Annotated in this window: 20 protein-coding genes; 10 read left to right on the plus strand and 10 right to left on the minus strand. The window is 63.8% G+C overall.

Annotated elements, in window-relative coordinates; genetic code table 11:
- Positions 1-51 precede the first annotated feature (51 nt).
- Positions 52-585, plus strand: coding sequence for a hypothetical protein (locus ABAC460_RS26920; RefSeq protein WP_023451679.1), 534 nt, complete (start codon positions 52-54; stop codon positions 583-585).
- A 176-nt stretch (positions 586-761) separates the two neighbouring features.
- On the opposite strand, the gene ABAC460_RS26925 is transcribed toward ABAC460_RS26920, so the two are convergent.
- On the minus strand, positions 762-2,030 hold the full coding sequence (locus ABAC460_RS26925; RefSeq protein WP_023451680.1) for an aspartate kinase: 1,269 nt from the start codon (positions 2,028-2,030) through the stop codon (positions 762-764).
- Positions 2,031-2,165: 135 nt separating this feature from the next.
- Between ABAC460_RS26925 and ubiG the strand changes: the two genes are divergently transcribed.
- The 3 genes from ubiG (at position 2,166) to ABAC460_RS26940 (ending at position 5,254) form a co-directional block, all read left to right on the plus strand.
- The gene (gene ubiG, locus ABAC460_RS26930) at positions 2,166-2,984 is read left to right on the plus strand and encodes a bifunctional 2-polyprenyl-6-hydroxyphenol methylase/3-demethylubiquinol 3-O-methyltransferase UbiG (protein ID WP_023451681.1); all 819 of its coding nucleotides are present in this window, start codon (positions 2,166-2,168) and stop codon (positions 2,982-2,984) included.
- 37 nt (positions 2,985-3,021) lie between these two features.
- Positions 3,022-3,876 (plus strand): peptide chain release factor N(5)-glutamine methyltransferase, encoded by an 855-nt coding sequence (prmC, locus tag ABAC460_RS26935; RefSeq protein WP_023451682.1) that lies wholly within the window; start codon positions 3,022-3,024, stop codon positions 3,874-3,876.
- Between the two features lie 313 nt (positions 3,877-4,189).
- Entirely contained in the window at positions 4,190-5,254 is a 1,065-nt protein-coding gene (locus ABAC460_RS26940) for a DUF4167 domain-containing protein (RefSeq protein WP_023451683.1), read from the plus strand.
- Positions 5,255-5,471: 217 nt separating this feature from the next.
- Here the strand turns inward: ABAC460_RS26940 and ABAC460_RS26945 are convergent, their stop codons facing one another.
- The 4 genes from ABAC460_RS26945 to ABAC460_RS26960 all read right to left on the minus strand — a co-directional run bounded on the left by ABAC460_RS26945 (position 5,472) and on the right by ABAC460_RS26960 (position 7,956).
- On the minus strand, positions 5,472-5,954 hold the full coding sequence (locus ABAC460_RS26945) for a DUF1178 family protein (protein WP_023451684.1): 483 nt from the start codon (positions 5,952-5,954) through the stop codon (positions 5,472-5,474).
- A complete protein-coding gene (locus ABAC460_RS26950) occupies positions 5,951-6,775 on the minus strand; it encodes a carbon-nitrogen hydrolase family protein (RefSeq protein ID WP_023451685.1) in 825 nt (274 codons plus the stop codon). Before ABAC460_RS26950 ends, ABAC460_RS26945 begins: the two co-directional genes overlap by 4 nt.
- Positions 6,776-7,030 carry a glutaredoxin 3 gene (gene grxC / locus ABAC460_RS26955; RefSeq protein ID WP_023451686.1) on the minus strand — a complete coding sequence of 85 codons (255 nt, stop codon included), beginning with the start codon at positions 7,028-7,030 and terminating at the stop codon, positions 6,776-6,778.
- Between the two features lie 107 nt (positions 7,031-7,137).
- The gene (locus ABAC460_RS26960) at positions 7,138-7,956 is read right to left on the minus strand and encodes a ComF family protein (RefSeq protein WP_023451687.1); all 819 of its coding nucleotides are present in this window, start codon (positions 7,954-7,956) and stop codon (positions 7,138-7,140) included.
- Between the two features lie 12 nt (positions 7,957-7,968).
- Here ABAC460_RS26960 and ABAC460_RS26965 point away from each other — a divergent pair, with 12 nt between their 5' ends.
- Positions 7,969-8,871: a methyltransferase domain-containing protein gene (locus ABAC460_RS26965; RefSeq protein WP_031236292.1), complete on the plus strand. Its 903-nt coding sequence runs from the start codon at positions 7,969-7,971 to the stop codon at positions 8,869-8,871.
- Here the strand turns inward: ABAC460_RS26965 and ABAC460_RS26970 are convergent.
- The 3 genes from ABAC460_RS26970 to mutT all read right to left on the minus strand — a co-directional run bounded on the left by ABAC460_RS26970 (position 8,868) and on the right by mutT (position 10,130).
- Positions 8,868-9,188 (minus strand): hypothetical protein, encoded by a 321-nt coding sequence (locus ABAC460_RS26970; RefSeq protein WP_023451689.1) that lies wholly within the window; start codon positions 9,186-9,188, stop codon positions 8,868-8,870. The two genes, ABAC460_RS26965 and ABAC460_RS26970, sit on opposite strands and share 4 nt — an antisense overlap.
- Before the next feature lie 91 nt (positions 9,189-9,279).
- Positions 9,280-9,747: a hypothetical protein gene (locus ABAC460_RS26975; protein WP_155914551.1), complete on the minus strand. Its 468-nt coding sequence runs from the start codon at positions 9,745-9,747 to the stop codon at positions 9,280-9,282.
- Positions 9,732-10,130 (minus strand): 8-oxo-dGTP diphosphatase MutT, encoded by a 399-nt coding sequence (mutT, locus tag ABAC460_RS26980; protein ID WP_023451691.1) that lies wholly within the window; start codon positions 10,128-10,130, stop codon positions 9,732-9,734. The genes ABAC460_RS26975 and mutT overlap by 16 nt, the downstream gene beginning before the upstream one ends.
- 112 nt (positions 10,131-10,242) lie before the next feature.
- Here mutT and ABAC460_RS26985 point away from each other — a divergent pair, with 112 nt between their 5' ends.
- Positions 10,243-10,674 (plus strand): hypothetical protein, encoded by a 432-nt coding sequence (locus ABAC460_RS26985; RefSeq protein WP_023451692.1) that lies wholly within the window; start codon positions 10,243-10,245, stop codon positions 10,672-10,674.
- Here ABAC460_RS26985 and argJ read toward each other — a convergent pair whose 3' ends face one another.
- Complete coding sequence (argJ, locus tag ABAC460_RS26990; protein WP_023451693.1) at positions 10,675-12,108, minus strand: bifunctional glutamate N-acetyltransferase/amino-acid acetyltransferase ArgJ; 1,434 nt, start codon at positions 12,106-12,108, stop codon at positions 10,675-10,677.
- Positions 12,109-12,243: 135 nt separating this feature from the next.
- Here argJ and ABAC460_RS26995 point away from each other — a divergent pair, with 135 nt between their 5' ends.
- A complete protein-coding gene (locus ABAC460_RS26995; protein ID WP_023451694.1) occupies positions 12,244-13,059 on the plus strand; it encodes a hypothetical protein in 816 nt (271 codons plus the stop codon).
- Between the two features lie 236 nt (positions 13,060-13,295).
- On the opposite strand, the gene ABAC460_RS27000 is transcribed toward ABAC460_RS26995, so the two are convergent.
- Positions 13,296-14,342: a peptidylprolyl isomerase gene (locus ABAC460_RS27000; RefSeq protein WP_023451695.1), complete on the minus strand. Its 1,047-nt coding sequence runs from the start codon at positions 14,340-14,342 to the stop codon at positions 13,296-13,298.
- A gap of 365 nt (positions 14,343-14,707) precedes the next feature.
- Here ABAC460_RS27000 and secA point away from each other — a divergent pair, with 365 nt between their 5' ends.
- From secA to ABAC460_RS27015, 3 genes are all read left to right on the plus strand, one after another.
- Complete coding sequence (secA, locus tag ABAC460_RS27005; protein ID WP_023451696.1) at positions 14,708-17,584, plus strand: preprotein translocase subunit SecA; 2,877 nt, start codon at positions 14,708-14,710, stop codon at positions 17,582-17,584.
- Between the two features lie 245 nt (positions 17,585-17,829).
- Positions 17,830-18,411, plus strand: coding sequence for a hypothetical protein (locus ABAC460_RS27010; RefSeq protein ID WP_031236294.1), 582 nt, complete (start codon positions 17,830-17,832; stop codon positions 18,409-18,411).
- A 35-nt stretch (positions 18,412-18,446) separates the two neighbouring features.
- Entirely contained in the window at positions 18,447-19,325 is an 879-nt protein-coding gene (locus ABAC460_RS27015) for a hypothetical protein (protein ID WP_155914552.1), read from the plus strand.
- Position 19,326: the final 1 nt, after the last annotated feature.

Below are 19,326 nucleotides of genomic sequence, written 5' to 3' on the forward strand. Positions count from 1 at the left end.
GCCCGGACCCCGCCTGAGCGGTGACTGTGCGCGTACCCTCAGGAGATTGAGATGTCGAAGATGCGTGGCCGTTGTGCGGCCCTTATGGCTGCCGTGATGGTGACCCTGGCGCCTGCCGCCGCGCAGGCCCAGGACAACAGCGCGGCCATGACCGAAGTCGTGCGCCAGATGCGCGAAACGGCGACGAAAATGGAAGGCCAGCTTCCGGCCGAGGACATTGCCGAGATGCGCCGCTCGGCGGATGAAATCGAGGCCCAGATCAAGGCCGGGGCCTTCAACACCGCCGCGCCGGTCGAGGATCCCAACGACGTGACCGGCCGGCTGATGCGCGAACACGGCGGTATCGTCGACTGGCTGGAGAACGAGACGGCGTGCGCCGGCTATAGCTGGGAGACCTACAAGACCTACCGCCTGGACACGGGCGACCGTGACGGCGAACGCGATGTCCTGTGCCAGAAGGCCTATGCCCACTATGAACGCTACTTCTACCTGGGCCGGGACGGCAAGACGGCGGAGGCGCGCGTCGAACTGGAGGCCTACGACGTGGCGGCCCATGCGGCGGTCGATTTCTACGAAAAGCGCTGAGTTTCAAACGCAGGATGAACACGGATGTGCAATGACTTGCATATCCGCGCCAAGCGCCTTCAAAAACAGAGATCGAACCGCGAGAACCAGGTACGCAAACACCGCCCATCTGGCTTATCTGGCTTATCTGTGGACCAACTCTTTACCGCCCTCACCACTACGCGGCAGGCACACGATCAGGCGCCGATCTTGTCCAGGCCATAGGCAGCATGAAGGGCGCGGACGGCCAGTTCAGTATAGGCTTCGTCGATCAGAACCGAGATCTTGATTTCCGAGGTCGAGATGACCTGGATGTTGATGCCCTTTTCCGACAGCGCCTGGAACATGGTCTGGGCGACCCCGGTGTGCGAACGCATGCCGACGCCGACGATCGACACCTTCGACACGTTCTCGTCGACGCGCAGGTCCTCGAAACCGATATCGCCTTGGGCGGCTTCCATCAGTTCCTTGGCCAGCTTGGCATCGCGGCGGCCGACGGTGAACAGCTGGTTGGCGACTTCGCCGCTGCGCGCGTCCGACTGGACGATCATGTCGACATTGATACTGGCCTGGGCCAAGCGGCCGAAGATGGCGGCTGAGACACCGACCTTGTTGGGCACGCCCAACAGGGTGATCTTGGCCTCATCACGGCTGTAGGCCACGCCGGAAACGATATGCTTTTCCACGATTTCTTCCTCGTCGCACACGATGGTGCCCTGATCCGTAGCCTCACCCGGCTCGACAAAACTCGACAGGACGCGCACCGGCATCCGATAGGCCATGGCCAGTTCGACCGAGCGCGTCTGCAACACCTTGGCGCCCAGCGACGCCATTTCCAGCATCTCTTCGAAGCTGATCTTGTCCAGGCGCCGGGCCTTGTTTTCGATGCGCGGATCGGTCGTATAGACCCCGTCGACATCGGTATAGATATCGCAGCGGATAGCGCTGGCGGCGATGGCCACGGCCACGGCCGAGGTGTCCGAACCGCCGCGGCCCAGCGTGGTGATGCGGCCGTCGTCGGTCACGCCCTGGAAGCCCGGCACGACCACGATCTCGCCCGAATCCATGGCGCGGGTCAGGTTTTCCGGCGGGATGTCGGCGATGCGCGCCTTGCCGTGGACGTCAGTGGTCTTGATCGGGATCTGCCAGCCCTGCATCGAGCGGGCGCGATAGCCCATGTTGCGCAGGGTCATGGCCAGCAGGCCAGCGGTGACCTGTTCGCCCGAGGCGACGACAACGTCGTATTCGTCATCGCTGAGGTCGTCATTACCGGCGGCATCACCGGTCGGGCGGCCGGCGCCATCGGTCCAGGCGACCAGTTCGTTGGTCTTTCCGGCCATGGCTGAAACCACCACCGCCACCTTGTGACCCGCGTCGTATTCGGCCGCAACCAGGCGCGCGGCCCGGCGGATGCGTTCCAGGTCGGCCATCGAGGTCCCGCCGAACTTCATCACCAGACGCGTCATTTCGCCACTTTCCTTCTTGCGGACGCGCGCCTATCCTGACGTGGCGCCCATAAATCTTGCGCGGTTCTCTAACGTCGAAGCCGCGTCATCGCAAGGTTTTATCCGCGCATGACAGATAAGAAATAGGCGTCCAAAATGGCGGAATCGCTAAACAATTCCGGAACGGCCAGCGGATTTTCGATCGATGAGGGCGAGGTTGCGCGCTTCAGCGCCCTGGCCGCCAAGTGGTGGGACGTCAAGGGCGAGTTCGCCCCGCTGCACCGTTTCAACCCGACCCGGGTGCGGTTTATCCGTGAGACATGCCTGGACCATTTTGGGCGCGACGACCTCGCGCTCAAGGAGCGAAGCGTTAGCGCAAAAAGAAATCCGCGGCGCGCATTTGAGGGCATGCGTTTGCTCGACGTCGGGTGTGGCGGCGGGTTGTTGTCAGAGCCGATGTGCCGGATGGGCTTCAATGTTACCGGCCTGGACGCGTCGGCCAAGAACATCGGCACCGCCAAGGCCCATGCCGAGGACGGCGGTCTGGACATCCGTTATCTCAATCAAACGGTGGAACAACTGGCCGCATCGGGCGAGGTCCTGTTCGATGTCGTCCTGACCATGGAGGTCATCGAGCACGTCGCCGATCCGGACGCCTTCCTGAAAACCTGTGCATCCTTGGTCAAGCCGGGTGGTCTTCTGTTCGTCGCCACCCTGAACCGCAGCCTGAAGGCCTACGCCCTGGCCATTATCGGGGCGGAATATATCCTGAACTGGGTGCCGAAGGGGACGCACGACTGGACCAAGTTCCTGTCACCGTCCGAGATTCGCCAGTTTCTGGATGGCACGCCGCTGCTGCCCGATCCGGCGGTGGGGGTCGAATTCAACCCGCTGACCCAGCAGTGGGGACTGTCGGACGATACCGAGGTCAACTACATGATGGTCGCCCGATATCCGGTAACGGCCGTTTTTTGAGGTTCACATCCGCCCTCGTGCGGCGTAAAGCAGCGCCATGCCCATTACCCTCGTCAAAGCCTGGACCGGCGCGCAGCAGCGCCTGAAAGCCGTTCATATCGACTCGCCCGCCATCGATGCGCGCCTGTTGCTCGAAGCCGCCACCGACGCCACGCGCACCGATATCATCACCGACCCCTACCGCGAACTGACCGCCGAGCAGGAAGAGACGCTGAACAGCTACCTGACCCGCCGCGAAAAGCGTGAGCCGGTCGCCCGTATCCTGGGCCGCAAGGGGTTCTGGAAGCTACTGCTGAACCTGAGCGACCACGTCCTGATCCCGCGGCCGGAAACCGAGGTCATCGTCGACATGATCCTCAAGCAGAGCCAGCCATCGGATGCCTTCACCATGGCCGATCTCGGCATCGGCTCCGGCGCCATCCTGCTCTCGGTCCTGGCCGAACGGCCGGCGGCCAGGGGCTTGGGCACCGATATCTCGGAGGAGGCCCTGGCGGTCGCCCGCGACAATGCTGCCAATCTTGGCCTGGACAGCCGCGCCGCCTTTTTGCGCACCTCGTGGGGCTCGGGACTGGCCGACGCAAGCTTCGACATCGTCGCCTCCAACCCGCCCTATATCCGGTCCGATGTGATTCCCACCCTGGACCCCGAAGTGCGGAATCACGACCCGATGCTGGCCCTGGACGGCGGCCCGACGGGTCTGACGGCCTACGAAGAACTGGCGCCGGAAATTTTCCGCCTGCTGAAGCCCGGCGGCAAGGCTTGGCTTGAAATCGGTTTCGACCAGTCACAAGACGTTGAAAACCTTATGAAAAACGCCGGATTCCTGGATGTGGCGACCTGGCTGGACCTGTCCAACCTGCCGCGTGTCGTCACCGCCACAAAGCCGTCATAAAAAAACACTTGGCAGGGCGTATAAACGGCGCTAACAGATAGAGGTCTTCCTCCCACCGTGAACGCGCCTTGGAACTTTCTTAAGTCCTTCCGGGCATTATCGCGTCAGGGATACCGGCGAAGGCGCGCTGGCAGGGCCACAACGGCCCCGGCGCCGGCCATGATAGCCAGGACACACTTGCAAGCTTGATCACCGCGACCTTTGAGTTTTTCGCGCGGCTTCACGGCAAGATTTTTAGCACAGCGCCGCCGAACCCTGAGACACCAGGCGGGCGCAAGAGAGAACGTACGTACACATGAAAGATTTCAGGGGCATGAAGCGGCAACGTAACCGTAACCGCAAGCCTTCGTCGGGGAACCAGAACAACCCGAACCGCGCCTACGAGTCCAACGGTCCCGAAGGCACCAAGGTTCGCGGCAACGCCCAGACCATCTACGAAAAGTACCAGCAGCTGGCGCGCGACGCCAATTCGTCCGGCGACCGCGTGCTGGCGGAAAACCACCTGCAGCATGCCGAACACTATTTCCGCATGATCCGCCAGATGCAGCCCCAGCGGCCGGTGTCGGAGTTCGTGCAGCGCGATCCGTTCGCCTCGGCCTGGGACGATTACGACGACGATATCGAGAACGAAAACACCGAAGTCGAAGCCGAGGCCGTTGTCGAAGACCAGGCCCAGGCCGAAGAGCAGGCACGTTATGAGCGTGGACGCGAACGTGACCGCGGGAACGGCGACCGGCCCAATGGTAATGGAAATCGCGACCGCGATCGCGACCGTCCAAATGGCGAGCGCAATCGCGAATTCCGCAACAATGGTGACCGCCAAAACGGTGATCGCGAATTCCGTAACAACAACGAACGTCCCAACGGCGATCGCCCCAATACCGAACGTCCTAACAACCAACGCACCGAGCCGCGGACCTTCGAACCGCGCGACTCACGCGACGAGGGCGAAATCGGTCCGGACGGCCGCCGCGAAACCCGCCGCGAACGTTACGAGCGCCGCCGTCTGCAGCGCTTTGCCGAACAGGAAGCCAATCTGAACGGCTCCTACGCGCCGACCCAGCCTCAAGCTGCGGCCTTTGTGGCATCGACCGAACCCCTGGGGGTTCCGGCCGGCCGCGCCCCGTCGTCGCTGACGGAAGCCGCCCCGACGGTGGAAGCACCGGTCGCCGCCCAGCCGCCGGTCCGCGAGGCCCGCGAGCCGCGCGCACGCCGTGAAAAGCCGCAGGCGGTCGATCCGAGCCAGCTCCCGGCCTTCCTGTCGCGTCCGACGCCGCTTCCGGCGGCCGAACCGCCCGCGGCGGCTGAGGACGAGGCCCCGGCCAAGCCCAAGCGCACCCGCAAGCGCAAGGAAGACGCCGCGACGGAAGAAGCTTAAAATATCAAAGGCCTCCGGTGACGGAGGCCTTTTTACTTTACCTCTCCCCGCCTGCGGGGAGAGGACGAGAGCGGAACGAAGTGAACGCGACGGGGCGGGCGGCGAGCCTGAGGGGCCTTCAGAGGACGGAGCGCTCCGAAGACGCCCCGCCCCTCAGGCTCGCCGCCCCGCGCCTAACCTCTCCCCGTAAACGGGGAGAGGGGATTCTACAGCGCCCTCAGTTCAACTTCCGGTTCGCCGGCGTGGTCGTCTCCTGCCCGGCCGGCACGGGCTTGGGCGCACCATCATCGGTCTTGGGCGAAAACACCGGCAAAGGCGCCACGTGCACGCCCTCTTCGACCAGCGACTTGACCTCCTGCGGGGTGGCTTCGCCATAGATCGGCCGGTCAGGCGCCAGGCCTTCATGGATATCGCGTGCTTCGCTGGCAAACGACGAACCGACATAGTCGTGGGTCGATTCGACATGCTGGCGCAGGCGATGCATGGCTTCGGCCACCGCCTTCTGGGCTTCGGCCAGGCCGGCGTCTGCCCCCTTGGAGGTACGCACCTGCGGCGCCATGATCGCCTTGGTCACATTCTGGGTGCCGCACATCGGACACTGCACCAGGCCCTGGCGGACCTGTTCGTCATAGCCGTCCGACGAGGCAAACCACGCCTCGAATTCGTGATCGACTTCACATCTCAACGCATACCTGATCATAAACGACCTATAGCACGGTCATGCCGCAGTTGGGGAAGGGCCTGACGCGCCCGCGTCACCTCCGCCAGATCCAGCGTCGCCGTCAGCACGGCCGGCCGGTCGTGATCCAGCCGGGCGATAACCTCGCCCCACGGATTGACCACCAGCGAATGGCCCCAGGTGTGGCGGCCATCCTCATGGGCGCCGCCTTGGGCAGGGGCCAGGATAAAGGCGCCGGTCTCTATAGCCCGCGCCCGCAGCATGATTTCCCAGTGCGCCCGCCCGGTCGGCACCGTAAAGGCCGCCGGCACCGCGATCATGTCGACACCGGCCTTGGCCAGCTCGCGATAAAGGTAAGCAAAGCGGACGTCGTAGCAGATGCTGAGGCCCAGCCGGCCCCGCGGCGTGTCGGCGACCACCGCCTGGTCGCCCGGGCACATGGTGGCGCTTTCGCGATAGGACTTACCGTCCGGGGTGTCGGCATCGAAGAGGTGAATCTTGTCGTAGCGCGCCTGAATCTCGCCGTCCGGTCCGACCAGCAGGGTTCGGTTGGCGGCGCGGTGATCGCGGCCCGAGGCCACAATGACCGAACCGATCAGGATGGCGACCGAGAGCTCTTTCGCCAGCTCGCGCACGCCGAGGACAAAGACATCGTCATCTTCGGTGGCCACCTTGCCGGCCTTGAACTCGCTGCGCTGTTCGACCAGGTTGGCGCATTCTGGCAGCAGGATCAGTTGCGCGCCCGTAGCCGCCGCCTCACGGATCAACGGTTCGGCATGGTACTGCGCCGCCTGCGCATCCGCCGGCGTGGTCAGTTGGACCAGTGCAACCGCGAGGGTCACTTAGGCCGCCAGCAGCGGATCGAGACCACCGCGCGACTCCAGCGCCATCAGGTCGTCGCAGCCGCCGACATGCAGGCCGTCGATGAAAATCTGCGGATAGGTATAGCGGCCCGAGCGGCTGTTCATCTCGGCGCGCAGGTCGGGATCGTTCGAAGCAACGATCTCCTTATACTCGGCACCCTTGTCTTCGAGCAGCGCCTTGGCGCGCTCGCAATAGGGGCAGTAGGGCTTGGTATAGATTTCGATCTTGGCCATGCAAAACTCACAAACACATAGACATACCGGATGATGTCACGGCTTTCGTCAAGACTATATAGGAAAATGGTTGCTAAACTTAAAGGGTACGCGTGTGCGGTGAGCCCTTAGGACTTCTCCTGGACGGCACGGGCCAGCACGGCGACATCGACCTGGGTGGCGCCGGCCGTCAGCAGTTCGCGGGCGCAGGCCTTCAGGGTCGCGCCCGTGGTAAACACATCGTCGATCAGCACCACGCGTTTACCGGCGACCGCCTTGGCGCCGGAAGGACTGACGGCAAACGCCTTGCGGACATTGTCCCAACGCATCTGGGCCGAGGCATGGCCCTGGGACTTGGTCATCTGGACGCGTTTCAGGCCGTCGGGCAGATACTGTTTGCCGAAGCGCCGCGCCAAGGGCCGGGCCAGTTCCGCCGCCTGGTTATAACGCCGCTCAAGCAACCTCTGCCAGTGCAACGGTACCGGCGCCACGATATCGCAGTCGCTCAGGATATCGGCAGCGGCGCGTTCCAGCCACCGCGTCAGCATCGGGCGGGCATCCAGCCGATCGCCGTGCTTGAACCCCAGGATGACGCCCTTCGACGCTTCGGAATAGAGACAGGCTGCCCGACCGCGGCTGAACGGAAAAGGGTCGCTTTCGCACGCCGAGCACCGTCCGTCCACCCCCAGGTGCAGACCGCCGTCGAACGGCCGGGCGCACATGTCGCAGCCGTCGCGGTCGAGGAAACGGATGCGCGACCACCGCCCGGCCTCCATGCCGATCCCTCCGGCGTCAGCCTCCTCGGTTTCGCCCAGGCCATGCGGCGGAAACACCAAGTCCATGGCTTGGCGTGCAACGCCGCTGACATGCGCCCAGCTCAAATGATCTTCACCGAAGGCCTTAACCTCGGAGCGGAACTGACCTACATAGCTCGACAGTCTCCTCATGCCTGCGTGCCCATGTCCGATTCCCCGCCCCGCCTCTTTGACCGCCAATTGTTGGCCGCACGTAGAAATCGCGCCGCACGCGGTTTCGCGCAAGCCCATTTTTTGCGTGAACGGGCGATCGAGGACAGCCTGCTGACCCTGTCGGCGATCAACCGGCAGTTCGACGTCGCGCTCGAACTGGGTTCGGGCGATGGCCGTTTCGGTCGGGAACTGGTCATGACGCCGGCCGCCGGCAAGATCGATCTGCTGATCGAAAGCGACCTGTCCCCTTCCCTGTCGGCGCAGCAATCCGGCCCGGCGCGGCTGATCCTGGACGAGGAGGCCCTGCCCTTCGGCGACGACAGCCTGAACCTGGTGGTATCGACCCTGTCGCTGCATACGGTCAACGACCTGCCGGGTGTCCTGGTGCAAATCCGCCGCGCGCTGAAACCTGACGGCCTGTTCATCGGCACCCTGTTCGGTGGCGAGACCTTGAAAGAGCTGCGCGCCTGCCTGATGGAGGCCGAAATCGAGGTGCGCGGCGGCTATGGCCCGCGCATCGCGCCGTTTGCCGAGGGCGCCGACCTGATCGACCTTTTGAAGCGCACCGGATTCCAGATGCCGGTGGTCGATTCCGACCGGGTGACGGTGTCCTACGAGCATCCGTTGCGGCTGATGGCCGACCTGCGCGCCATGGCCGAGAGCAACATCCTGCATGACCGGCCGCGCAAGGGGCTGAACCGCGCCCTGCTCCAGCGCATGACCGAGCTCTATTTCGAGCACTTTGCCGACGACGAAGGCCGCATTACGGCGACCTTCGAGATCATCACCCTGTCCGGCTGGAAGGCACATGAATCGCAGCAGAAGCCGCTGCGGCCGGGTTCGGCGAAAACCCGCCTGGCCGATGCGCTGGGCGTCAAGGAAGGCAAACTTTAACCGGCGCCTTCACAGCCGCCGTTTTCGTTGAACTTGCCGTCGGCCCAGAAGTTGGTGTCGCCGGTGCGCGGCCGGCCCAGGTGATGCGCCACCGCACAGCCCGTCCCCATCACCACCTGCATCAAACTGTTCAGCGTGCCGTTGTGCGTCCACACCATGAAGGCGATGGCCAGGACAGCCATGAAAATAAGGCCGGACAGGCCCTTGCGGCCGCCCTTGACGGCCTGGTCGCCACGATGGCGGCCGTGTTTGCGCCGGGCGCGATAATCGGCGACGTCCGGGCTCATGCCGGACCGGAATTCTGGGCCGTGAAGCATAGGGTATCTCCCTGAACACGGTTATCCTGCCACGCCCGCCCTAACGGAAAGTGTGTAAATGCGGTTAAAATTAACCAACCTTACCTGAAGATTAATCCTTAACCGGCGGCAACCTTATCAACCTGGCCTTCTCCAGATCCTTGGGCCGGCCGAAGGTCTCGAAGATCTCGGCTTGCTCGGTAAGCGACGGCACATAGACCACGCCCGCAACCGTCGCGACAGCGACGCGCGTCTTAACCTTTAACGGCAGCCATCCGTCGCTGTTGACATGCAGGTCGCCCATCAGCTCGACCGGCAGTCCGCCGTCGATCTCGACCCGCACAAACGGCGTCGAGCGGAAACGGTCGCTGCCGGACCCCGCGACCACGCCGCCACCGAGATTACCGGCAAAGGCTTCGATGGTGGCGCGCGAGCCCAGCACATCGACGTCCTGCGGTTCGAGATCGATGCCCAACAGTCTGGCCGCCACGCTGCCGATCAGCCACCAGTCGCCGGCATCGGGCGCGGCGGCGACGATCCTGGACAGCGAGACCTCCAGCGGCGTCATATGAAGTCGCACAGCCACGCCACCAGCGGCACATCGGCCGGCGGCATGGGATAGTCGCGCATCTGGTTTGGCCGCACCCATTTCAGCGCCTTGTGCTCGCGGCTTTCCGGTTCGCCGTCCCAGCGCCGGATCAGATAGAGCGGCATCAGCAGGTGGAAGTCGTCATAGGTGTGCGAGGCAAAGACGAACGGCGCCAGGCAGGCGCGCTTGACCGTAATGCCCAGCTCCTCGTCCAGTTCGCGGATCAGGGCGTCTTCCGGTGTTTCGCCGGGTTCGACCTTGCCGCCGGGAAACTCCCATTGACCGGCCAGTTGCTTGCCATCGGGCCGCTGGGCGATCAGCACCCGGCCTTCGGAATCGACCAGGGCGGCGGCAACGACAAGAACGGTTTTCATGACAGGCGATCCGGCAAAAGGCCGATCTAGCAGCGATTGCGGCACTGTGGAAGGGCTTGCGCCGCCGCGGGGCCGCGTCCATAGTCGAGTCAGTCAACCGAGGGGGCATTCGATGCTGCGCGCAATACTGATATCTCTGGCCGTCATCCTGGCTCTTCCCGTTACCGCCATGGCCGAGGTAACGGCGGCCGACCTCAAGGCGATCGACACCAAGGTCGACATTTTCTTCAAGACGGCCAACCAGGGCAAGACCACCGAAGCCTTTACAGCCTTCATGCTGCCCGAAACTGTCAACGAACCGGACCTCATCTCGCAACTGGCCGGAACCATGGACCAGTTGCGCACCTATTATGAAGTGCCGTTCGATTACGATCTGATCAAGACGACGACCGCCGGCAACCGCCTGGTCGTCCGCGACTACATCATCTACACCGATAAGGTGCCCTATTTTATCCGGGTGTCGATGTTCAAGACGTCAACCGGCTGGTTCGGCCAGTACGTGACGATGAAAGACCTCAAGCCGGAAGATATTGTCGGCAACTGATCAGCTGCGGTAATCCCCGTTGATGCTGATATAGCCGTGCGTCAGGTCGCAGGTGTAGACATGCGCCGTGGCCCGGCCAACACCGACATCGACGCCGATCTCCAGCTCGGCATTCTTCATATAGGCGCTCATGGCGGCTTCGGAATAGTTCAGCGCCACGGCGCCCTGTTCCGCCGCCACCAGGTCGCCGAAACGTATCCCCAGCCGGTCGCGGTCGACCGGTTCCTCGGTCTTGCCGACCGCCATGACGATCCGGCCCCAGTTGGCGTCTTCGCCGGCCAGCGCCGTCTTGACCAGCGGGCTTTCGGCGATCGACTTGGCGATTTTCCGTGCCGAGGCCGGATTGGCCGCACCCGTGACATTGACCTTGACGAACTTGGTGGCGCCCTCGCCGTCACGGATCAACTGGGTCGCCAGCGAGTGCATGACCGCTTCCAGCTTGGTCTTGAAGTCGGCCAGGCGCTTGTCGCCGGCGCGTGAGATGCGCGGCGCTCCGGCCGCCCCTGTGGCGAACAGCAGGCAGGTGTCATTGGTCGAGGTATCGCCGTCCACCGTCACCGAATTGAAGGTGGTCCGGGTGAACAGAGCCAGCAGGCTTTGCAGCACGCCCGGCGAAAGCGTCGCGTCGGTGGCGATGAAGGCCAGCATGGTCGCCATGTCCGGCGCGATCATGCCTGAGCCCTTGGCGATGCCGTTGATGCGCACCTTGACGCCATCGATCTCGGCCACCGCCGAAGCGCCCTTTGGGAAGGTGTCGGTGGTCATGATGGTCGTGGCCGCCTCATGCCAAGCATCGGCGCGCAGGTTCTTTTCCAGCTCGTACAGCCGCGCCGCGATCTTGGAATCGTCCAGCACCACGCCGATCACCCCGGTCGAAGCCAGCATGATGTCGCGCTGGCGGCAATCGATCCGCCGCGCCAGGGCCGACGCTGTCCGCCGCGCCGCGTCGGCACCCAGCTTGCCGGTGAAAGCATTGGCGCAGCCGGCATTGCACACCAGGGCGCGGACATCCTGACCTTCATTGGCATCCAGTTGCTTCTTGCACCAATCGACCGGCGCCGAACCAATGGTGTGGCGCGTAAAGACGCCGGCACAGGTCGTGCCCTGCGCGAACTGCATCAGCAGAACGTCCTTGCGCTCATGCTTGTAGAAGCCGGCACGGTCGGTGGCCATCGTGACACCGCCGACGGGCGGCATGTCGGGCAGGGGTACGGCCAACGGCGATACAGCCAGGCCGGGCTTGCCCGGTGCGGCAGCCGCCGGCTTCGCCGGTTCTTTAGGCGACTCTGGGCCATGAACGAGGTTGGAGGTCAATTCGGCGCCTTTCTGGACGACACGGGAAATCGCGGTGGTGAACGGATCGAGCGCGCGCTCCAGGCCCTGCGCCGCCAGACTGGCCATGGGGTTGGACGATGAGGCTGGCGGCTTGGTCATGGCGCGTCTCCCAAAAAACTAGGCTGAAAACTCCGGGTGGCCTTATCAGACAGCGTCCGCTTCGCCAACGCTTTTCGGCACCTTACCCTGAGGGTAAAACCGCGTTATGGTGGGGCGTGGCTGAGGGGCTGTGACATGAAACCGTTCGCACTGATGTTTACACTGGCCGTGGCCGTAGCGGCGCCATGCGCTGTGGCTGGTGACAAGGACCCGCCGGCGACAAAAACCGCAAAGGTCGGCAAGCCCCGTCAGGCCCCGGCACGGACCGGCGACGATCGCTCGGCGACGCCGGCGGATGCACCGGGTAGCCGCGGCGCGCCGGATCGTCCCGGCGGTCGCCAGGGAACGCCGGGACCGGGGAGCCGGCGGGGACAGGCCGGCGCCATCGTCATCGACAGTTTCGATGCTCAGGTTGAAGAGCGTGGCGCTCCGGCCCAGGGCTCCGGCGGCGGGGTTGAAGTCCGCGATTTCCAGGCGACGGTGGATACGGGCAAGGGCGGCGACCAGGGCCGCGGCGGCGTCCGGGTCGATGAGATCGATGTCCAGGTGGAAGAGGCCGAGCCCCAGGGCGGGGTGGTGTTCGACGAAGTCAAGGTGGTGGTCGAGCCGGGCAAGGGCGGTTCGGACGACAGTGACGACGGTTCGGGCGGCGATGTCGACGGCGACAAGGGTGGCAGTTCCTATGGCGGAGACCAGGAGGAAGGTGGCAACCGTCGACGGGTCACGCCGGCCACGGACGGACGGCCCGATATCGGCGGTCGTGCCTTCGATCAGGCCGTGGGTCCGCGTGGCGGAGGGGCCGATCCGTCCGATCCGGCGGCCACTCCGACGGAGGATGGCCAGGCGGGTAACGGCGGCAAGACCAAGGGTGACGGCAAGCACACGGGCAAGCACCAGACCGGCAAGGGTCAGGTCAGAACCAGCAATCCGGTGAGGCGAGGCGGTAATTAGAAATCTCTGATACCTCCCCGCGCCTCTTGCGTGGGGAGGGGGACCATAAGCGGAACGAAGCAAAGCGAAGTGTAGCGAAATGGTGGTGGGGCGACTTGCTGTCGGAGTAGCCGGCTTCAGCGCTTCCGGAAGAAAGTCGCCCCACCACCACATCTCACGCGCTGCGCCTTCGGCGGGGCGCGTTCGTGCGGTCCCCCTCCCCACGCAAAGAGGCGTGGGGAGGTATCAGACTATCTCTACCCGCCCCGGGCCGTACCGATCAGCTTCGACGAGCCGCCCTTGGCCTCCCCCATCGGCACCGACAAGGCCACCGGTTTGCCCTTGCCGCCCGAAGACGCCGACGCACTCGCCTCTTCGCCGGCACTGGCCGAATCCTCAGCCGCATGTGCCGGGGCATTGGCCGGCTCCTGGCCCGCCGTGTCGCTCAGCGCCGACTTCTCGATCAGCTTCTCGACCTTGGCGCCCTTGCGCAGGCCGTCCAGCAAACCGGCAACCTGGTTATAGATCAGGTAGCGCATGATAATCGGACGCTCTTCCTCCAGCGACGGCAATTGTTCCGGCCGGCGGTCCTCGACGCGCAGGATGGCCCAGCCGCCGTCGGTCTGGACCGGGCCAACCGTATCGCCGACCTTGGCCGTCGACAGGACGCCCTTATAGGCCTGGGGCATGATATCGGTGGTGAAATAGCCCATATCGCCACCCGAGAAACGCGTCGTCTGGTCGATCGAACGCTCCATGGCCATGGCTTCGAACAGCGAACCGCCCTGAACGGCCTTCAGCACATTGTCGGCATCATCCTTGCTCTTCAGCAGGATGACGCGGGTGCGGATCTCCTCCGACTGCTTCGACAGCTTTACCTGTTCGTCGTAATGTTCCTTGATCGCCTTTTCATCGATGTCGCGATCGATGGTGTTTTCAACCAGCATGTCGCCGAGGATCCGATCCTCCGCGGCCTGGAGGCGGCGCTGGGCGGCAACGGACTTGTCCAGTCCCTTGGCGCGGGCGGCCTTGGCCAGCAGACGCTGGTCGATCACCTCTTCCAGCGTGCGCGCGAACAGGTCCGAGGTCGGGTCCAGCGGCTCGCCCGGGCCGATGGCGCCTTGGGCGACGGCTTCGGCGCGGACGTCGGACGCCCATACCGTTTCGCTGTCGATCTTGGCCACGGCAATGTCGCCGGGTTCCGGCGGCCGGTCGGTAACGGTGGGTTTGTTACAGGCCGCCAGGCCAAGGGTTGCGGCGGCGAGCAAGGTCAAGGCGAGGCGGAAACCGCGGCGTCCGATCATAAACTATCCCCTAGAGCGCAATCCGATAAAGTGTGCAGCACTTTTCGGGTAAATTGCGCGCCAAACCAAAAAATCTGGAGCCCGATGGCGATTCTACCAACGCCATCCCGCTCCAGGGCCCCTAAATATTGTTCACACGGGGCGGCTGCGTTGACATACACCATTCTGCCGCTTAAGTCAGTGCCCGTGCTTGAAAAGCGCTTTTTCCGGCTTATTTGACCCAGAACCCGTTTCATTACGGTGAACGTCAGGTCACATACAAGAAACTTCGCGCCGCTCGACTCAACCCTCTACATCCAATGGGCTAATTTGCCGCCGCACAGGGACGGCAGGCCTTGAGGACACAAGTAAAACAAGGTCTACCAATGCTGGCTATCGCCAAACTGCTTTTCGGCTCCTCCAACGATCGCAAGGTTCGCGGCTATATGACCCGCGTCCAGAAGATCAACGCCCTCGAGCCGAAAATGAAGGCGATGAGCGACGAACAGCTGGCCAACCAGACGGTTCTCTTCCGCGAACGCATCGCCAAGGGCGCCTCGCTCGACAGCCTGATGGACGAAGCCTTCGCCACCGTGCGCGAAGCCGCCTGGCGCGCCATCGGCCAGCGCCATTACGACGTCCAGCTGGTCGGCGGCATGATCCTGCACAAGGGCGGTATCGCCGAAATGCGCACCGGTGAAGGCAAGACCCTGGTCGCCACCGCGCCGGTCTATCTCAACGCCCTGACCGGCAAGGGCGTCCACCTGATCACGGTCAACGACTACCTGGCCAAGCGCGACGCCGAATGGATGGGACGCGTCTACCGCTTCCTGGGCCTTACGACCGGCGTCATCGTCCAGGGCCTGTCCCAGACCCAGCGCAAGCAGGCCTACGGTTCGGATGTCACCTACGGCACCAACAACGAATTCGGCTTCGACTATCTGCGCGATAACCTGGCCTACAGCCGCACCGACATGGTCCAGCGCGGCCACAACTTCGTCATCGTCGACGAAGTCGACTCGATCCTGATCGACGAAGCCCGCACGCCGCTGATCATCTCGGGCCCGACCGAGGACCGGTCGGAACTGTACAAGATCCTCAACACCACCATCCTGGAGATGATCCAGGATCCGGCGACCTTCGAACTGGACGAGAAGCAGCGCCAGGTTCTCCTGTCGGAGCAGGGTTCGGAACAGTTGGAAGAAATGCTGCTGGCCGGCGGCCACCTGGCCGAGGATTCGGCTGGCCTCTACGATCCGATCAACGTCTCGCTGGTCCACCACGCCAACCAGGCCCTGCGCGCCAACACGCTGTACACCCTGAACAAGGACTATATCGTCAAGGACGGCGAAATCATCCTGATCGACGAATTCACCGGCCGCATGATGACCGGGCGCCGCCTGTCGGAAGGCCTGCACCAGGCGATCGAAGCCAAGGAAAAGGTCGAGATCCAGCCGGAAAACCAGACCCTGGCCTCGGTCACCATCCAGAACTATTTCCGCATGTACGGCAAGCTGTCGGGCATGACCGGCACGGCGGCCACCGAAGCCCAGGAATTTGGCGACATCTACAAGATGGATGTCCTGGAAATCCCGACCAACCGCCCGATCCAGCGTATCGACGACGACGACGAGGTCTATCGCACCGAGGTCGAGAAATACAACGCCATCGCCGCGCAGGTTGCCTACTGCTACGTCAAGGGCCAGCCTATCCTGGTCGGTACCGCTTCGATCGAGAAGTCGGAGACCCTGTCGCAGTTCCTGAACAATTACAGCTTCCGGGTCGAGCAGTCGCGCACCCTCAAGCCCGCCTTCGCCAAGGCCGACAAGAAGGAACTTCTGAAGGCCGGCGAAGACGCCTATGACATCGTGTGGAAGTCCGGCAAGGGCATCCCGCATAACGTGCTGAACGCCCGCTTCCACGAACAGGAAGCCGAGATCGTCGCCGACGCCGGTGTCCCGGGCGCCGTCACCATCGCCACCAACATGGCCGGCCGCGGTACCGATATCCAGTTGGGCGGCAATGTCGACATGCGTGTGCAGAAGTGGCTGTCCGACCAGGACGCCGCCGGCGCCGAGGTTCACCAGGAGCAACTGCTGGCCAAGCGCGCCGAGATCGAAGCCCAGGTCGCCGACCTGAAGCAGAAGTCGCTGGCCGCCGGCGGCCTGTTCGTCCTGGGCACCGAGCGTCACGAAAGCCGCCGTATCGACAACCAGCTTCGCGGCCGTACCGGCCGTCAGGGCGACCCCGGCCGTTCCAAGTTCTTCCTGTCGTGCGAAGACGACCTGATGCGCATCTTCGCCGGCGACCGCCTCAACGCCATGATGAAGTCGCTGGGCGTCGAAGAAGGCGAAGCCATCACCCACAAGCTGCTGAACGGCGCCATCGCCACGGCGCAGAAGCGCGTGGAAGCCCGCAACTACGAAATCCGCAAGAACCTGCTGAAGTATGACGACGTCGTCAACGACCAGCGCAAGGCCGTGTTCGAGCAGCGCCAGGAGTTCATGGACGCGGACGAGCTGAGCGAACTGATCAACGAGTTCCGCCAGGACACCATCCACGACCTGGTCCATCAGCACCTGCCGCCCAAGGCCTATGCCGAACAGTGGGATATTGCCGGCCTGAAGGAACGCGTCCTGGCCCTGACCGGCCTGGACCTGCCGCTGGAGGATTGGGCGGGCGAGGAAGGCATCGCCAACGAGGAGTTCGAGGAACGCCTGCAGTCGTTTGCCGCCCGCAAGATGGAAGAGCGCCTGGAACTGCTGGGTTCCGAACAGATGAAGTCGCTGGAGAAGCAGTTCCTGCTGCAGATGATCGACATGCACTGGCGCGAACACCTGATGCACCTGGATCACCTGCGCGCCGTCATCGGCCTGCGCGGCTACGGCCAGCGCGACCCGCTGAACGAGTACAAGACCGAAGCCTTCACCATGTTCGAAGCGCTGCTGGTCAATCTGCGCCAATCGGTCACCCGCTGGCTGATGACCATGGAAATCCGTTTCCAGGCGCCTGAGCCCGAACCGGAGCCCGACTTCACGCAGCAACTCGAACATGCCCGTCGCCAATTCCAGGAGGTCCATCTCGACCCGCTGACCGGCGAGAACGCCCGCGGTCCGCAACTGAGCGACGACCTGACGCCGGATCAGCGCGCCGACCTGCCGGTTTCGGCCCTGCCGGCCGGCTGGGAGCGGACCGCGCGCAACGGCGACTGCCCCTGTGGTTCGGGCAAGAAGTTCAAGCACTGCCACGGCACTCTGGTTTAATCCTGGCTTACGCTGAGCGCCGGCAGGCCCAGAAATGCGCCTGGCGCGTTCGGGCAGCGCAGCGTGCGACCGCACGCCGCCGTTGATATGTCGAGCCGCGCGGCGAATAAGCGTAAAAAGCGAGTCTTTCGCATTCCCGCCACAGTCGTGACGGGAATGCGGCGGTTTCCCGGATTCAAGCCTTGCCACCCGCCATCCCCCGGTTTATCGTCCGTTTACTTTTTGGCTTTCGGGGGATGTTCGTCATGAAGACGATCCGCGTCGCTGCCGCCGCTGTGTTATTTACGGTCCTTGCTTCGCCGGTCTTGGCGCAGGAGATTGTCGACGCTGCGCCGTCCAATCTGTACGCGGTCGCCGCCGGCGATACCGCCACGCCCGCCCTGGCCCAGCTCAACGACTCCGCCGACTCCGCCAATGCCGCGCAGAAGGTCGAGCTGTACAAGCAGTTGATGGAAATCAACGGCCAGTCGCGCAACATCCGCAACGTCATCGGTAATACCAAGTCGACGACCCTGCAGATCGTGATCGAGCGGTCCGGCCAGGCGGCCCTGTCCGCCACGGACGGCGCCCGCTACGAGTCGATCGCCAGCACCATCCTGGGCCAGACCGAAGCCACCCTGATCAACGACATCGCGGTCGCCCAGTCGGCCTCCTTCAGCACCGACGAGATCCAGCAGCTGATCGCCGCCAACTCCTCGGTCGCCGCCGCCAAATACAATGCCGGCAAGTTCACCCAGAGCCAGTCCAATACCCAGCAGATCCAGCAGTACATGGTCGAGGCCGTCATCAAGATCATCAAGACCTTCCAGGAATCGATGGCCAGCTGATCCGCAGTTTTCCGATACCTCCGGGGGAGTAGATTTTGTCCGTACGCTTTCGTCTCATCGCTGCTTCTCTTGCCCTGGTCATGGCGGCAGGGTGTGTTCACGCCCAGTCAACGCAAGGATCGGCGCCCCTGTCGGCCGATCAGTCGAAGCAACTGGGCGCCTACATGCAGAACCTGGGCCGTAGCCAGGCTTCGAAAAAGTCGCAGCCGGACACCGGTCACGCCATCATCACCCCCGGCATGATTCCCAGCAACGATGTCGCGGCTGTCACCGCCCCGGATCAACGCACCCTCGACAACCTGCTGGCGCTGACTGCGCCTGACGCCGAGCCCACGGGCATGGCGTTCGGCATGGCCAGTGGCTTCGGCGTCCAGACAGCCCTGCCCGAAGTCGCCACCTGGGACCAGCAAGCCGGCCGCGCCATCGTCGCCGCTTTCGCCAAGCCCGACCACGGCACGGCCGATGAGGTCGCCACCTTCGCCGCCGTCCCGGCGGGCAATGCCGCCTTCGAAGAGCGCGTCGGCCTGGCGCGCACCCTGTTCCGCGTCGACGGCACCGAGGAGCTGGTGCGCTACTTCGTGGCGCGCGAACACATGAAGCTGATCATCCAGGAAGTCGCCCGCCATATCGACTTCAGCAAGCTGAGTGAAACCGACCGCGTCCGCCTGGCGACCATCGCCGCCGTGGCCCAGACCGAACTCGAAGACAAGATTCTCGATCTGAACGCACGCAACCAGGCCAATATCCTGACCTCGCCCGAGTTGATGCAGCTGATCGTCGCCTTCGACATCGATCCGCAACGCAAGATGACGCGGATGCGCCTGAACGACGACGGCAAGATCGACCGGGCCGCCGAACTGGACCTGCGCCTGGCGCAATACACCATCGTCAAGCAGTTCGAATCCGGCCAGTAAG

It is taken from the genome of Asticcacaulis sp. AC460 (assembly GCF_000495795.1).
In the GTDB taxonomy this organism is placed as follows: Bacteria; Pseudomonadota; Alphaproteobacteria; order Caulobacterales; family Caulobacteraceae; genus Asticcacaulis.